The 16,533-nt window shown below is 45.3% G+C and carries 9 protein-coding genes; 5 read left to right on the top strand and 4 right to left on the bottom strand.

Features of this window, described 5'->3' with window-relative positions; translation table 11 throughout:
- Positions 1-36: 36 nt before the first annotated feature.
- The gene (locus tag DYU05_RS10220) at positions 37-654 is read left to right on the top strand and encodes a DUF4136 domain-containing protein (RefSeq protein WP_117382832.1); all 618 of its coding nucleotides are present in this window, start codon (positions 37-39) and stop codon (positions 652-654) included.
- A 35-nt stretch (positions 655-689) separates the two neighbouring features.
- On the opposite strand, the gene DYU05_RS10215 is transcribed toward DYU05_RS10220, so the two are convergent.
- The 3 genes from DYU05_RS10215 to DYU05_RS10205 form a co-directional block, all read right to left on the bottom strand.
- A complete protein-coding gene (locus DYU05_RS10215; RefSeq protein ID WP_133300212.1) occupies positions 690-929 on the bottom strand; it encodes a PID-CTERM protein-sorting domain-containing protein in 240 nt (79 codons plus the stop codon).
- A 30-nt stretch (positions 930-959) separates the two neighbouring features.
- A complete protein-coding gene (locus DYU05_RS10210) occupies positions 960-4,625 on the bottom strand; it encodes a T9SS type A sorting domain-containing protein (RefSeq protein WP_117382830.1) in 3,666 nt (1,221 codons plus the stop codon).
- A 258-nt stretch (positions 4,626-4,883) separates the two neighbouring features.
- Complete coding sequence (locus DYU05_RS10205; RefSeq protein ID WP_117382829.1) at positions 4,884-8,702, bottom strand: T9SS type A sorting domain-containing protein; 3,819 nt, start codon at positions 8,700-8,702, stop codon at positions 4,884-4,886.
- A 344-nt stretch (positions 8,703-9,046) separates the two neighbouring features.
- On the opposite strand from DYU05_RS10205, the gene DYU05_RS10200 reads away from it, so the two are divergent.
- Positions 9,047-12,793, top strand: a complete 3,747-nt coding sequence (locus DYU05_RS10200; protein WP_117382828.1) for a S8 family serine peptidase — start codon at positions 9,047-9,049, stop codon at positions 12,791-12,793.
- 109 nt (positions 12,794-12,902) lie between these two features.
- Here DYU05_RS10200 and DYU05_RS10195 read toward each other — a convergent pair whose 3' ends face one another.
- Positions 12,903-13,394 (bottom strand): hypothetical protein, encoded by a 492-nt coding sequence (locus DYU05_RS10195; protein ID WP_117382827.1) that lies wholly within the window; start codon positions 13,392-13,394, stop codon positions 12,903-12,905.
- 173 nt (positions 13,395-13,567) lie between these two features.
- Here DYU05_RS10195 and ggt point away from each other — a divergent pair, with 173 nt between their 5' ends.
- The 3 genes from ggt to DYU05_RS10180 all read left to right on the top strand — a co-directional run bounded on the left by ggt (position 13,568) and on the right by DYU05_RS10180 (position 16,532).
- Positions 13,568-15,277, top strand: a complete 1,710-nt coding sequence (ggt, locus tag DYU05_RS10190; RefSeq protein ID WP_117382826.1) for a gamma-glutamyltransferase — start codon at positions 13,568-13,570, stop codon at positions 15,275-15,277.
- Positions 15,278-15,502: 225 nt separating this feature from the next.
- Complete coding sequence (locus DYU05_RS10185; RefSeq protein ID WP_117382825.1) at positions 15,503-15,946, top strand: MarR family winged helix-turn-helix transcriptional regulator; 444 nt, start codon at positions 15,503-15,505, stop codon at positions 15,944-15,946.
- 91 nt (positions 15,947-16,037) lie between these two features.
- Positions 16,038-16,532, top strand: a complete 495-nt coding sequence (locus DYU05_RS10180; RefSeq protein ID WP_117382824.1) for an FKBP-type peptidyl-prolyl cis-trans isomerase — start codon at positions 16,038-16,040, stop codon at positions 16,530-16,532.
- Position 16,533 lies beyond the last annotated feature (1 nt).

Below are 16,533 nucleotides of genomic sequence, written 5' to 3'. Positions count from 1 at the left end.
CATTGTTGTCTAAGACTTAAAATAAGAGGTGTGATCATGAGAAAATACATTCACTTAATGCTGGCAGTAGCCTTCGTATCGCTACTATCAGCATGCAGCAGCTATAATTACTATACCGCTGCAGCTAACAAAACCAATCTTACCCAATACCGTACCTTTGCCTGGGCTCCTTTACAAAAGAACCCAAACAAGCAATGGCGCCCGCTTGATGAGATTGGCAACGGCAAATTACAGCAGGCAACAAAAGAGGCGTTAACACAAAAAGGATTGTCGTACAATAACCAGTCGCCAGACCTGTTGGTGGCTTATGCAACGGTCACCGGCCGCGGCACTAAAACCGAGTTTTATTCACCTTACGCTTATGGCGGCTGGGGATATCCTTATGGTTTTGGATACGGTTTTTACCGCCCTTGGGCATATGGCTATGGCTTTGGTTACGGCCCTTACTACGGTCCAACCTTTGCGCAACGTGTGCATTACAAAGAGGGTACGGTTATTATCGACCTGATTGATCCTAAAACTAATACGGTTGTATGGAGAGGCTATGGTGTGGGCGAATTGCACAATCCAAAACAAACCATGAACGATTTGCCTAAGGTAGTTAACGGCATCATCAAACAGCTTGACCTGAATGCGCCGGCAAGAAAGTCGTAATTAATAAAATATAAATTGGAGAAAGGCCTTTTGCATTAAGCGCAAAGGGCCTTTTGTTTTTTGTTAAGGTGGTAAATACCGTAAATTAACCCAGCTGCCACCAACACAATCACCCAGGTATCAAGCGGTACCTGGCAGGCATCATCCGGACTGGTGCCGCAATCGCCATCGCCAGGATCAACAGGCTGTGCAAATGCTGCCAGCGAGAGGGCATTAGCAATAATAAAGGTTGTTATAAAGGCCAGGCCTTTTTTTAAGTTGTTACGCAAATCCATTTTCACTACTTCTAACTTCTCTATTTGCAATTATTGTTTTATAAACTTAAGCGTGGTAAGCACTTTATTGTTTGCATCCCTAAGTTCAATAAAGTAAACCCCTAATTTTAGTTGGCTTACGTCCTGTTTAACGGATTCAAACGCATTTAGTTGTGTAAACGAGCCTGAAATTTTTATCTCACTGTTGCTGTTGTATATCCTGAAACTCACCTTGCCCGTATAGCTTTTATCACTCAGGATAGAAAAACCTGTTACAACCGGGTTCGGGTAAAGCTTAAATCCGTTTTTAACATCTACAGGCCCAACAGCGCTGCTTAAGTTAATCATTACTTTGTTTGAGTATGATTTATTTCCAAAAACATCCGTTTGCACAAGCCTGTAATAATTATTGCCCTGCTGTATGGTGGAGTCCACAAGCTGATAACTGCCCTTGCCTGTAGTATCAACACCTACCTGGGCAAGGCCTATATCGGTAAAGTTTGTTGTATCCGGCGCGCGTTGTACCTGGTAAGTTGTGCCAAGGCGGTACCTGTTGGTTTGCCAGGTAAGCAAGCCTTTTTTATCACCATTTAACTTTCCTTTGAACTCAAAAAAGGTAACCGGTGCCGGCAGTTGTTCTATTATCAGTTTAAAACGTTTACCACCAAATGTTTCGGGTTTTGCCCGGTACACGTTAAATGAATAGTCTATATTGGTAATTTCTACCTTATTGTTAAGCAAGCTATCGTAAAGTGTGACCTTGTAATTGCTCATCACAGGGCTCAGATAGGTCTTTTTAAAAGTGTAAATACTATCGGCCGCTACATTAATAAATAAGGGAACAATTATTCTGGTGCCTTTAAAAGGCCTCTTGTCAATTGTTAGGTATTGATTGTCTGGCGTAATAGAGGTGAGGTTCAGGTAATCGCCATTTAAGTGAGCAGCATCGCCGGCATCTAACGAATCTTTTGCCACGCTGCTAAGCACTATCCCCAACTCATCTCTTACTGAGGCATTTTTGTAGAATTGAAGGCGTATAACGGGCGGCTCGGCAGCAACAGAAGGTGCGCCGGTGCTAAGCAGGCGTACGGCGCTGGCACTGTTTCCGGTGCTCTTCATGGCTTCTGTAATCTTCAGCGTTTTTGATGAGCCGCTGGTATTGCTGTTCTTTACAAAAAATCCCTGGCCTGGTACTATGTACCGTTTCGCGCCGTGGGTAGAAGCCGCGGGGGTAGAACTATCATAAACAGCGTAAGTACCAGACACCGGATCCCATGTCCATGTGAACAGCGATATGTTGGAGGCAGCTATTACAGCATTTGCATCGAGCGTTGCCGCATAGGGATTAGCTATAAAATAAAAATAATTGCTTCCGTTAGGCAGTGTTGCGGCGCTTACATCACCTTGATTAGGAACACCGGTGTATGTGTAGGTGACTGCCTCGGGTGTTGCATAAGTATTGCCGCCCGCACCCAGGGTACTGTTTGTTTTTGCCCCATATGGGTCATTTACAGTTGCATTTGGTTTAGCTATATTATTGCCCCTGTAGTACATATAAAAACCCTGGCCGGATGCTACCGTTGGCAAAGTATTTAAACTCGTTATAAAAGTATAATTATTTGTAGCCGGATTGTAGGTCCTGAGGGTGGCGCCGTTATTGGTTGATTTATCAAACCCGTTTGCAGATCCGTTAAGCCCTGTAATGATAAAAGTATTTTTTAGCGATGCAAGAGAGTAGCTGCCGTTTGAAGCACTGTAACTGCCGCTGTAAACGGGTGCGGCCATAGCCCGGTAATTGCGATAGAAAAGTGACCCTCCCTGGAAATACACCTGATAATCTATATTGCCCTGTATGCTACTGCCTGTAGGTATGGTGGCTATTTGGGCGTATGTTAAAAAGGGTGTTGTGGTACCTGTTAGCAACTGCAGGTGTGTTGTTGATGATGGAATAGAAACTATTGTGGAGCCGGACAGGGTTACTGTACTGTAAGGCGACACACTGTAATACCCACCCGCTGCAAACGTTTTTGTTCCCCCGCCTGAGAAGGTAAGGTTGCCCAACACAACACTCGGCGTTGTGCTGGTATTGGAGTTGGTAATGGTTTGTGCAGAAGAGCTGGTAAAACTGATTGTATTTTGTGACGAGGCGCTGGTTCTGTTGGTTGTAAAGGTGGCGCTGCTGCTATTTGTGAAGTTACCGCCAATTGCCAGCGTGCCTGATCCTGCAAGCGCGGCTGCTGTATTGCCATTACTAACATCTCCGTTAACGGTTACTGTTATGCCGCTGTTAAGCGTAAATGTCGGGCTGGTACTTAACGATCCGTATTCGAGCCCTGCAATGGTTGTGCTGGCATCTACAAGCGGCTGTCTGCTGCTGTTGACATAATTTATGCTTGCAATACGTACTTTATCGTACTGGGTTGGTGCCGCGCCAGGGATAGACCCTGTATTGCCGTTAAGCACCCAGTTCTTGTTAGATGACCAACGGAGATCTGGCGAGCCGCTTATTAAATCGGCATTGCCGTACCAGTCAAATAACTTACCGAAGCTATACGTGTTTCCTGTACAACTATAGGCAGCCATATTGATTGAGTTGTTTGCTGAAAAAACCAGAGATGAATTTGCCGAGCTCATGGAGAACGTGGACGTCATACTGGTGTTAACAAAAGTGCTGCTTAAGTTTAAAACCAGGAAGAAGTAAACTGTGGTTGCTGATGAGGTGCCCGAAAGCAGATACCCGTTTGTGTTGTTGTTATCAAAACGAAAATTACTGCCATTGTTATTACCGGTAAAATCAGTAGCTGTAAGTGTTACATCATCGCCATCGCCGTAAGTGGTATTTGTTGATTTTACGAGGCTGAAACTGGATATCTGCCCGTTGTTTAACGCTCCTGAGCTGTAAATGGTTAACTGCTTTATAGGCAGGTCTTCGATGTAAGTAAGCTGAAAGCTGTGCACTGCTTTATTTACATCGCCTGAAAATAAATAGCTGCTGCTTGCCAGCCCTGCTGTGGTACACCCCAACGTTGCCGAAGCTTGAGAAATGCTGTAATTGTCAAAAAGAAAAGTATTTGGCTCGTTCTTGTCGTTACTAAGCAGTATAGTATACAAAGTACCGGTTGTAGCAACCTCCTGGTTGTTTGTAGAACCTCTGCTGGTTGTAGCTTCTCCGGTGCCTGCATCTACATATAACACCCATAAACCGTCAGATCCTCTCCTGGTAACCTTTATACTATACGTTGTATTGTTGGTAAGGGTAAAACTTGCAAGATTGGTGGTGCCGCCATTGTACCTTCTTAAATATAACACTCCCTGCCGTTCTGTAAGATAATAGCCGTAACACGTTGTAGGGTTGCTGCCATTGGCAGCCAGCCAAAAATTCCATGACCGTTTACCATTGTTCGGATCAGCTGAGTCTGTAGTCGAGCCTGTATTTTTATAAAGCAGCCGCCATACCATATTAACGTTAGAGGTGCCGGCATTGTAAGTGGTGTATATATTATCCTCAGAGTTATGCGTATAAGAAGCCAGGGAGGAGGAGCCTGCAAGGGGTGATATTGTAGGGCTGGAGCTTATTGCAAATTCGGTTAGGGAGCCAGACCAAACAGGGTTGGTTGTAGATGCCGGCGTGTTGGTAAGCGATGTTTCGAAGTCATCACTTAGCAGCACCTGCGCATGCACGCCGGTGGCTACTAAAAGCACGCTTACAGCAGCCATTAAGGAGCGTAACAACAATTGTTTCAATAGCTTAGGGTATTTTCGTTATTACTGCGAAAATAGCTAAAATATTGACAATAAATTTCCAATATGCCATATTATAGCATACTTAAATATTAAATTTTATATGGTTTCTTTACGTTTATCTTATTTTTCCTTACTTGTAAAATGAATTATATTATAGTAAATACTTTTTTGATTATTAATTATTAATAAATGCCCGGTAGTATCTTACAACCGCCAGGTTTGATTTTTTTGTTATTGTTTTATGAACTTAAGCGTTGTAAGTACTTTGTTACTGGCATCTTTTAGCTCAACAACGTAAACGCCGTAACGTAATCCGCTCACATTTTGCTGAATGGCCTCCTGTGAATTCAACTGGTTGAAGGAGTTTTCCATCTTAACCTCACTGCTTGTATTGTAAATGCGCATAGTTATTTTGCCATTGTACGTTTTATCGCTAATAACTGAAAAGTTGCTACCTACCACCGGATTAGGGAAAAGCCTAAAGCCACTTTTTACAGTAACAGGCTCCACGCTGTTGCTCAGTTTTATTGTTACGTAATTAGAATAACTTTTGTTACCGAAAATATCTGTTTGCACCAGCCGGTAGTAATTTACTCCTTGTTGTATGGTAGAGTCCGTCATTATATACGCGCTTACGCCGCTGGTATCCACGCCATATTGTGCAAGGCCAACATCGGCAAAGCTGGTAGTGTCCGGTGCACGCTGCACCTGGTAGGTAGTGCCTATGCGATATCTGTTCGTTTTCCAGGTTAGCAGTCCGGTTTTATCGGTATTTAGTTTGCCTTTGAACTCAAAGAAAGTGACAGGCGCAGGTGCCTGCTCTATAATTAACTTAAAGCGTTTACCGCCCCATGTTTCTGGCTTGGCACGGTAAACGTTAAAGGAGTAATCTATATTGGTTATCTCTACCTTGTTGTTAAGCAGGCTGTCATAAAGCGTAACTTTATAATTGCTCATAACATTGCTTAGGTACGTTTTCTTAAACGTGTATATACTGTCAACCGCTACATTGATATAAAGGGGTATAACAGTTTTGGTGCCGTTGAACGGGCGCTTGTCTATTGAAAGGTATTTATTGTCGGCTGTAATAGTAGTGAGATTCATATAGTCGCCGTTCATATGCACAGCATCACCCATGTCTAATGAGTCTTTCGCAGTGTTCCACAGTACAACAGCTATTTCATCATTAATAAAAGCGTTTTTAGCTAGCTGCAAACGTATAATCGGAGGATCGGCTGCAACTACCGGCGTACCTGTGCTTAAGAGCCGTACCGCGCTGCTATTGTTGCCGGTGCTCTTCATGCTCTCGGTAATCGTAAGCACATTAGGGGAAGCAACCACCCCTGTACTGGCGACATTTGTGTTTGCTTTTACAAAAAAGCCTTGTCCGGGCACAATGTAACGCTTTGCACCATTGGTAGATGCAGCTGGGGTAGTTTGGTCGTAAATGGCGAAGGCCCCTGCAGAAGGATTCCAGGTCCAAAGAGAGGTGCCAATGTAATGCGAAGTATACGAGGTAGAACTGGTAGTAGCAGTAAATGTGGTTGATGCAATTACAGCGTCGCCGTCCAGCGTGGCTGCATAGGGGTTTGCCACAAAGTAAAACAGGTTGTCTTTTGTGCCGAAGGTTGTGGAAATGTTACCCTGGTTAGGTATACCGGTATAAGTGTAAGTGACGTTTTCGGGTACGGCATACGCACCGGAGGCGGGCTTATTTGTTTTGGAGCCAAAAGGGTCAGCGTTAGTTACGGTGCCTGTCGGTGTTCGATCACCGCGGAAATACATATAAAAACCCTTGCCTGTAGCGACGGTAGGGGCGGTACTCAAGCTGCTAACAGGTGAAAAGTTATCGGTACTGGAATTATATAATTTTAAGGTGTTGCCGTTATTGGTTGATTTATCAAAACCGTTTGCAGAGCCTGACGGGCCGGTGATGATAAAACTGTTTTTAAGATCGGCAAGTTTATAGGTGCCGTTTGTAGTGCTGTAAGTGGTAGTGTTGTTGTAAACAGGTGCAGCCATTGAACGGTAGTTGCGATAGGTTGAGCCGCCGGTAAAATAAACCTGATAATCAATATTCCCCTGGATAGATCCGGAAACCTGATCTATTTGCGCATAAGCGGTACCACTGTTAGCGAGAAACTTCAGGTGGGTTGTTGTGCTCGGAATAGATACAACTGTGGCGTTGCTTATCTTAAGAACTCCTGTTGGTGAAACGCTGTAGTATCCACCGCTTCCAAAGGTTTTGGTACCTCCGCCTGAAAAGTTAACATTTTTAAAGGTGACAGATGGGGTTGTGGATGTATTTGAATTTGTAATAGCCTGCGCCGAGCTGCTGGTAAAGTTCACAGTGCTTGAAATAGCTGCAAAAGTTGCACCTGTACCATTACTAAAATCGCCGCCTATATTGAGTGTGCCCCCTGTTAACGAAGCGGCTGTATTTGCATTTATAGTAAGGTCATCACTTAACGTTATGCTGCCGCCGATTGAAAGCGTTGGCGCGCTATTAGCAGAACCAAAAGTAAGGCTGCCAATAGAATAGCTGGAAGTAGCCGATGGTTGGGTAGTGCCGCCACTGTAAGCCACCACACCTATGCGCACAATATCAGTAGAAACCTGCGGGTAAAGTGTACTGGCTGAAAGATTTTTGGTCCACGCGCCGCTGGTTGTCCAGATAGCGCTGGTTTTGCCGGTCCAGTCCCATACATCGCCAGCAACTGTAGACGTGGCAGAACTTACGTTAGACCATTGGTACGGGTAATATCCTACGCTGTAGAATTGTTCGTACGTGTCTGAATTGGTATTGCTGATAGAGTAAGACAATGATGTTGAATAACCATTGTAGAAAGGGTTACGCCCTTGTGCAAGTAAAAAGTAGTTTACAACATTCGTTCGGGATCCATCCGTGTTAGGCGCGCCGTAGTAATATTCGTTACTGTTACCCATGCTCACCTGGCTGGTGTTTGCAGAGTTGATGGATACGTCGGCTATTTTGGTACCTGTGGTTTTGGAAAATACGCTGCTGCTTGTTTTGTAAAGGGAACCGCTGGTAAACAGGGCCTGCCCTCCGTTGGTGCCATTGCCGCTGAAGTTTATAACAAATACACCCACAAAAATATCGCCCCTTACATTTACGTTTACGCCATAGGGTATCGCATCTACAATGCCCGGGTAAATAGATGTGGTTATTCCGTTAGCGCTGCTCGTAACAGGTACATAATCTACCTGTTGTTTATAAAAGTTAAAGTTATCCCATTGGAAATGGTCGGCGGTAGAAGTGGTGGACTCCAGGTAGCTAAAGTTATAGGTGACCATATCTGCGTTGCCGTTGCTGGTACCTACATTAATGTAGTTTTGGCCAGTGGTCATGTTTGTGCCGGTAGTTACACCTGTAGTACGGTCGAGCACAAAAACATGGTAGTAGCCATTCAGCGCCGCACGTGCAATCCTAATCTGGTAAGTGTCTGTATTTGCAGGTATGGTTAAGCCGGTATTAAAAGTAGCGTATTGGTTGCTTGCGCTACCGTATTTAACACGAAGTACAAGGCTGGTTCCGCTAACCGTTACATACATGCCGTAGGTAGTTTGCCCGTTATAAGCATTGGCGAAAAGCCAGTACCGCCATGAGTCCTGGCCTGCAACCATACCGGTGCCATTATCATTAGGCGCTACACCGGTAGTGTTTTTGTAATCGAACTCCCACTCCCAGGCTGCTGTACCAAGGCTTACGTTTGCCGCAGTACCGGCAGAACCAAAAAAGTTCCACTTAAGGTAACCGATATTTGCAGCAGATGCCGATGTTGAAAAGCTTTGTGACCCATTTAGCGAGGAGTTTGTCTTGAGATAAATGGTAGCCGGAGAAGAGGAAGTTGATCCGGCCGCAGTCATAAAGGTGGTAGGGGAGCCTACAGTAGCTGCCTCTAAATTATTATAATAGTATTGTCTTGGCGTATTGGTTCCGTCATAATATTCCTGCGCCTGGGTTTTTAAACTTAAAGCCAGTAATACTATTAGTAAAAAAAAAGTGAGTTTAGATAAATTTCTTTTCAAAGCTTTTCAAATAGTTTACACAGCGTGGCAAAAACGGTGCTAAACGAACGTCATTTACTTTAATTTTAATTTGTACGATATTTCCAAGTTCAGGGTTTGGTTATTTAATTTTTTTGTAAAAAAAGATCTAGCTCAGGAGAATGATACCTGATTATTCGAATGGGAAAATCTTCTACAGTTCGCGATAACTTTGAGGAAGAGCAAGTATCGAAAGTGGTTGTAACCGGCTGAGTAGATCCGGCAATTATTGATAAGTTTCTCTGCGCTATAATTTATATATTAGAGCCTTACATTTATAACTTCAACTTATCGCACGTAGTGTCAGATAAGGGTTAATCAATACTATGGGGAAACTTTACACCGCCTGTTTATCTGCCTTTTTAATTTTATGCTGTGTTGCCCCTGCAATAGCGCAAAAACAAACGGTCGATGCTGCCGGAAAGCAGGAACTCGACCGTATAGCCATCCAGGCAAACCAGGCTTACACCACGGGCAGGCAAAAGGCTTTGTCACTTGCGGCAAGCAAAGGCTGGCCGCTTATTGCCTACACTAAGGGTGGCAACGTTAAGGTGCTGCAGGGTGTAAATAAACTTGGCTTTCCGGTTTACCTGGTAACACACAATAACACCATAGCTGCGGCAACCACAGGCACCAATTTGGTGCAGCCGGGCGGTGCTCTCGGCCTCAATCTTTCCGGATCAAGCGCGGCTGTGAATAATAAGCTCGCAATATGGGATGGCGGATCTGTGTATACCGCTCACCAGGAATTTGCCGGCAAAACCATCACTATAAAAGACGGCGCTGCTGTGCTGGACCACTCCACACACGTGGCCGGCACCATGATAGCCAAAGGCGTATATGGGCCGGCAAAGGGAATGGCCTTTAACACGCCTGTACTTAACTCCTGGGATTTTAACAACGATGTGTCTGAAATGGGTACCGCCGCAAAGGACTTGCTCTTATCTAACCACTCTTATGGTGATGTAGCCGGCTGGGATTACAACTCCGGGCAAAACCGGTGGGAATGGTATGGCTTACCCGGCGATACTGTAGATTACAACTTTGGGTTTTATGATGCCCGTGTACAATCGTTCGACCAGGTAGCTTATAATGCACCTTACTACCTTATAGTAGAATCGGCCGGGAACAGCCGTGGCAGTACAGGCCCTGCTGTTGGCGATACTTATTATGGTTTTGCTACCCGCACCAACCCTGCATTAATAAACAAAGGGCCCAGGCCGGCAGGCATCAGCAATAACGATGGGTTTGATGCCATAAGCACCACCGGCAACGCCAAGAATATACTAACAGTAGGTTCAATAGCACCGCTTCCAAATGGACCGGTCAACCGTACGGACCTCGTCACCTCTTATTTCAGCAGCTGGGGACCAACAGATGATGGCCGTATAAAACCCGACCTGGTAGGAGACGGGGAGAACGTAGTTTCCACAGGTGTTACATCGCCAACAACTTATCTTACGCTTTCAGGCACATCCATGTCTGCGCCAAACGTAACCGGGTCTTTGTACTTGCTTCAGGAGTATTACGCGCAAAAGAACAGCAATTCATTTATGCGGGCAGCCACCTTAAAAGGGTTGGCCTGCCATACTGCTTTTGACGGTGGCAACATTGGCCCCGATTACAAATACGGATGGGGACTGCTTAATATGCGGGCTGCTGCCCAGGCCATTACTGATAACGGAACTAAAAGCCTGATCAGCGAGCGCACCCTCACACAAGGGCAAACGCAAACTTTGTCGGTAACGGCTTCTGGTATCGGCCCGCTGGCAGTAACAATATCCTGGACTGATCCGGCAGGCACACCAACAGCCGATGGTATTATAAACAGCCGCACACCAAAGCTGGTAAATGACCTCGACATCCGCATTAGCGATGGTAATACAACGTATAACGCCTGGGTACTCAATCCGAATAATCCCGGCGCTGCTGCTACTACCGGCGACAACATCAGAGACAATGTAGAACAGGTATATATTGCCAACGCTACACCGGGCAAAACGTACACTGTTACTGTTAGCCATAAAGGAACGTTGTTATCAGGCAGTCAGGCATATTCATTAATTGCAACAGGCATTGGTGGCGCGGCGTACTGCGCATCTGCGCCATCGTCTAATGCAGATTCGCGCATTAATAACTTTACACTTTCCAATGTAAATAACACACCTGCGCCTGGCTGCACCAGCTATTCGCTGCTAACAACACCACCTATGCTGCTGGAGCAGGGGAAAACCTATCCATTCAGCATTACGTTAGGTACCTGCGGTAACAACTTTGCCAAGGCTGCAAAAATATTTGCAGACTGGAACGGTAACGGCACCTTTGATGCGGACGAACTGATAGCCACAACGCCGGTAATTACAGCAACAGGCGAGTATACAGGTACTATCACCGTGCCATTATCAGTAATACCAGGCAATTCGGGCTTGTTGCGTGTAGTGCTTACCGAAACATCTGACCCAACCGCCATTACAGCGTGTGGCAGTTACGCTAAAGGCGAAACGCAGGACTATCTTGTACAGTTTGTAAAACCAACTACCGATGCGGGAGTAACCGTAATTGTTAATGCTGCCGACGGCAGTTCCTGTGCCGGCTCAACCTCGCCTGTAATCAGGCTCAAGAACTATGGCAGCGCCAATATCAGTAATATACCGGTTACGGTGACGGTTACATCGCCTAATAACACCACTGTAGTTTTTAATGAGGTGTACACCGGTACTATTACCCCGCTTGATGAAGTTGAGTTTGTGCTGGCTGGTAAGTTTAACACTTTGGCAGGTGCAAATTATAATATCGCCGCCGAAACCCATCTTAACGGCGACCCGATAACAGGTAACGATAAAGCAACCGGAACCATAGCCATCAGCCTTCCGCCGGCACTGGGTGCACTTAGTGCATATCTTTGTTCTAACACCGGCAACTATTTGCTAAACGGAACAGGTGACGGGCAAATATTATGGTATAAATCTCCTGCAGATGCGCTACCGGTAGCGTTTGGGCCTATTGCTACTGTTCCAGGCACAGCTGGTAACGGTACTTTTTATGCCGGATTAAATGATTTTAGCGGAACAGTTGGGCCAGCTACAAAAAATGTATTTAGCGCAGGCGGATACAATCAGTTCAGCCCAAGTGTATCGGTTTATACCAACGTACCTGTGGTGCTGCAAACAGCACGCATGTATTTTGGCAACTCCGGCAAGCTTACCATTACGGCAACCAATAGCAGCGGACAAGCTGTTTCCACAGTTGTGGTGAATGCTGCCGCAACGCGTGGCACGCCCGGGCCTGGTGCACAAACCAACGACCCGGCAGACCAGGGTATTGTGGTGCCACTTAATTTAACATTGCCAACTGCAGGTACCTACACTATATCGCTGGCTTATGATGCTAACGTAACCGTTTATCGCAACAACGGTGGCGTTACAGGTTACCCGTTTAAAATAGGAGGCATTTTTAGTATTTTGGGTAACGATGCGTTATCGCCTACAAATACTAATGACAGCACCTATTACAAGGGCTTCTATTACTACTTTTACGATCTTAAAGTAAAAAGTCTCGGCTGCCCATCTGCTGCGCGGTTACCAACGGTTGTAAATAAACCGGTGATCACACAAAACGGCTTCGACCTGGTATCCAACTTTACTGATGGTAATCAATGGTTTTTAGATGGTAAGGCAATAGAAGGAGCTACCGGCAAAACGTTCACCCCGGTGCAAAGCGGCAGCTATTACGTAGAGGTTGCTTTTAATGGTGGATGTACCAGCCGGTCTGACGAGTACCGCTACGCGCTTGTGGCTAAAAACCCCGACACAAGTACTGATATTGGCCTAACGTTATTTCCGGTACCTGCCATAAACAACCTCAATGTTGTTTTTGTAGCAAAGGAGGCAGGAACTGCTAAGGTTGAGATCATCACTACTTCGGGACAACCCGTTTACACACAATCGCAAAGTATATCTGCAGGCAACTTTAGTACATCAATAAACACCAGCCGACAACTACCCGGTACTTACGTACTTAAGGTAACGCTAGGCAACAAGGTGTATTCCAAAAAAGTGATCATCGTTAAGTAACAGCCATCTGTGCCTGCTATATAGAATAGCAAATGCAGGTACTTAATTAATATAAAACAAAAAAGGCGGCAGGTACATCCTGCCGCCTTTTTATTAATCAATTAGCTTATTAAAACGTGTACTTTAAGCCTAAGCCCGGTGCCAGGTCAAAGAAAGGCCCGGTTGCCAGTTCAACCCGCGGGTTAAGGTCCAGGCTTACTGCAATAGGTGCTTCAGGTATTTTATACTCAAGGCCCAGCACGCCATCCGCACCTAAAAGTATGTGATGGTCGGTGTACACCTGGTCGTTTCCAAATGTTTTATAAGTGCCTTTTCCTATCGAGCCAACGTGCGCGCCAAACCCATAATAAAACTTCAGCATGGCAACGTTAAACGCCGGCTGATGCAACTCGTACAAACCGGTAACAACCACACCATGGTTACGGATACCTATAATCCCTTCAAGGGCGGTGCTTTGGTCCAGGAAATATTTTATTGACGGGCCGCTCTCATATCCACCAAATTTAAGGCCGACGGCAGTCTTGTAATCCTGCGCATCTACACGGCTGGAAATGAACATTAACGAGGCAAGTAAAAATGTAAGTAGGGTGAGTTTTTTCATAGTATCAGTTTGCTATACAACGGCATAATTAACAATTTATGCTTGTTTGGCCTGCTCAAATGTTACAATTAAGCTGCATTGTGCTGGTTTTCAGCGGTAAAAAACCGTTTTTAATACGTGCTGTTTTAAGTGTAAATAACCTAAATTGGGTCGTTTATAATAGTCCCCCGTAAATGTTGAACAAACCTGTTGTTTATAAAAAGTTATTAGGTACGGCAATTTTAGCAGCCGTTTTTACCAGTTGCGTTACCGGCCAACTTGGGCAAAATGTAAGCGGGCAATACCGCCAGGGCATGGTGGTTTGCGCCTATCCTGATGCGGCCCAAGCCGGGTTGGATGCATTGAAAAAAGGTGGTAACGCGGTAGATGCAGCAGTAGCTGTACATTTTGCGCTGGCAGTTACCCACCCGCAGGCTGGTAATATTGGCGGCGGCGGGTTTATGGTATACCGTTCTGCATCAGGAGAAACAAACACGCTTGATTTCAGGGAAAAAGCACCGGCAAGTGCCCGGGTTGACATGTATTTGGATAGCTCCGGAAACATAAAGCCCGACATGAGCCTTTATACCCATTACGCCTCCGGTGTGCCCGGCTCGGTAGACGGCATGTACACTGCCCATAAAAAATATGGCAAGTTAAAGTGGGCAGACCTGGTACAGCCGGCGGTTACACTGGCCGAGAACGGTTTTAAAATGACTAAAAGGCTGGCAAACGATATCAATCGTAACCGGCAGGAGTTTATAAAGCTGAACCCCGGCAAAGGTTATTTAGTTAACGCACAGGATTGGAAAGAAGGCGACGTACTGGTACAGGCTGACCTTGGCAAAACGCTGGAACTTATAAGAGATAAGGGACGGGATGGCTTTTACACCGGGCAAACCGCCGATCTTATAACTGCCGAGGTTAGTGATGGTAAACCAATAATGACCAGGGAAGACCTCCGAAATTATCATTCGGTTTGGCGCAAGGCACTGGTTGGCAATTACAAGAGCTATAAGGTAATTACCATGCCGCCGCCAAGCAGCGGCGGCGTTGCCCTTTTACAGCTATTGAAATCGGTAGAGAAGTATCCTTTACATAGCTGGGGTTTTAATAAAGACTCTACCGTACAGGTAATGGTAGAAGCAGAGCGAAGGGTATATGCCGACCGGTCTAAATATCTGGGCGATCCGGACTTTTTTAAAGTGCCGGTAGACAGCCTGCTGAACGCTGCCTATATCACAAAGCGCATGGCAAACTTTAGCTGGGCTGCCGCTACACCGAGTACCAGCATACAACCAGGTACTTTTGTTGGTTACGAGAGCGACCAAACTACGCATTACTCTATTGTTGATCGCGAAGGTAATGCTGTATCCATCACCACTACGCTGAATGATACATTTGGCTCCCACATCTTTGTGAAAGGCGCGGGTTTCTTGCTGAATAACGAAATGGACGATTTTAGCTCGAAGCCCGGCGTGCCCAACATGTACGGCCTGGTAGGCGGTAAGGCCAACAGCATACAGCCGGGCAAACGCATGCTATCGTCAATGACGCCGACTATCTTAGAAAAAGACGGTAAGTTGTTTATGGTAGTGGGCACACCCGGAGGTGCTACAATAATAACCTCGGTGTTCCAGACCATTCTTAACGTTGTAGAATTTGACAAGAGCATGCAGGGCGCGGTATCCGCAAAGCGTTTTCATCATCAATGGCTGCCAGACCAGGTAGACCTGGAGCCGGAAGCACTTGACAGCACAGTGGTAGAAAAATTATCGCGTAAAGGATATAAATTCAGTAAACGGGGCGCTATCGGGCGGGTAGATGGAATCCTTAAAACCCAATGGGGCTATTACGAAGGCGGAGCGGACCCCAGGGGAGATGATACAAAACTGGGGTTTTGAGGTGTATCACGAGCTAAAAATTGTCCAAAAAGCTGTAACATGGTTTCAAAAACTGTAAATGGATTTTATTTAAATAACTGTTATTCAAATATTTAACTTTTTTTTGGCTCAAAAAAGTGTAACAGGTGTAACACGTATTCATGATACAGTTGCTACAACTGCAATGGTGTGTCATAGTTTCCGCAATTACGCCATCATCAACTAAAAACGCTATGTTTGCTACATATGCGCAACAACGTAAAACATCAGGAAACCATTGATTACTTCCTGAAGATAGTTTGGCAAACCATGGCCAACCGTTACAACCAAATTGTTACCGAGTTTGGCATTACGCAGTCTATCGGTTACCTGCTTATTAATATAGATGATGTTGAAGGTACAACGGTGTCGCACGCCGCAGCGTTACTGGGCTTGAAATCGACCAGTTTGTCGCGCATGCTCAACCAGCTGGAGCAAACCGGCCTTATCTATCGTAAATCGAACGACGGTGACAAACGATCCGTAAAGATTTTCCTGACCGACCTTGGTAAAGAAAAGCGGAATATGGCCAAGGATGTTGTGCGGCAGTTTAACGGCTACCTTAATGCCCACATCAGCGAAGCAGATAAACAGTACCTTACCGAAATGCTGAAGAAAATAAATCAGCTTACACTCAACTATAAACCATAATAACAAGCCTGTTTGCTGCTCCTCAATTGTTAAAAAGTGTTAAGCTGCTGTTTTTGAATTATAAAACAATAAATTTGCCGTTATTAAAGGGATGAAGAGGGCACTGCTTTTTATAATTGTAGCTATTACTGCTTTATTTTCATGCAGCAAAGGTTATGATGCAATTGCAGAAGCGAGAGCACAGGCCGAGGTTGATGATAAAATTGTGCAGGACTATATAACCGATAACGGGCTCACCGCAAGTGCTAAAAGGATAGATACAACAGGAGTTTATTATATAGTAGTTGCCCCAGGCAGTGGTAATGACTTGTTTACAAACTCCACAAGGGTTACCGTAGCTTATACCGGCAGGGTACTTACAACAGGGCAGGAGTTCACCAAAAGCAACAACTTTCCGCCTTCATTTGCCCTTGGTGAGGTAATAAGGGGATGGCAGCTGGGCATCCCTCAAATTAAAAAAGGCGGCACCGTACGATTGCTGATACCCTCGCGTTATGCTTACGGCCCTTACGACCAGCCTGAAATTTGCCTGAAGAAAAACTCCATTTTGGATTTTGACATACGACTTTTAGATGTAACGAATTGAT

This window comes from Mucilaginibacter terrenus, from assembly GCF_003432065.1.
GTDB classification, from domain to species: domain Bacteria; phylum Bacteroidota; class Bacteroidia; order Sphingobacteriales; family Sphingobacteriaceae; genus Mucilaginibacter; species Mucilaginibacter terrenus.
Note: the sequence above shows the minus strand (reverse complement) of the source record. Positions and strands in the feature narration are given on the sequence as shown.

Bases quoted from the DNA above. Each gene is read 5' to 3' on its own strand.
- DYU05_RS10220 (WP_117382832.1), top strand. From the start codon at position 37: ATGAGAAAATACATTCACTTAATGCTGGCAGTAGCCTTCGTATCGCTA.
- DYU05_RS10215 (WP_133300212.1), bottom strand. From the start codon at position 929: ATGGATTTGCGTAACAACTTAAAAAAAGGCCTGGCCTTTATAACAACC.
- DYU05_RS10210 (WP_117382830.1), bottom strand. From the start codon at position 4,625: ATGGCTGCTGTAAGCGTGCTTTTAGTAGCCACCGGCGTGCATGCGCAG.
- DYU05_RS10200 (WP_117382828.1), top strand. From the start codon at position 9,047: ATGGGGAAACTTTACACCGCCTGTTTATCTGCCTTTTTAATTTTATGC.
- DYU05_RS10195 (WP_117382827.1), bottom strand. From the start codon at position 13,394: ATGAAAAAACTCACCCTACTTACATTTTTACTTGCCTCGTTAATGTTC.
- ggt (WP_117382826.1), top strand. From the start codon at position 13,568: ATGTTGAACAAACCTGTTGTTTATAAAAAGTTATTAGGTACGGCAATT.
- DYU05_RS10185 (WP_117382825.1), top strand. From the start codon at position 15,503: ATGCGCAACAACGTAAAACATCAGGAAACCATTGATTACTTCCTGAAG.
- DYU05_RS10180 (WP_117382824.1), top strand. From the start codon at position 16,038: ATGAAGAGGGCACTGCTTTTTATAATTGTAGCTATTACTGCTTTATTT.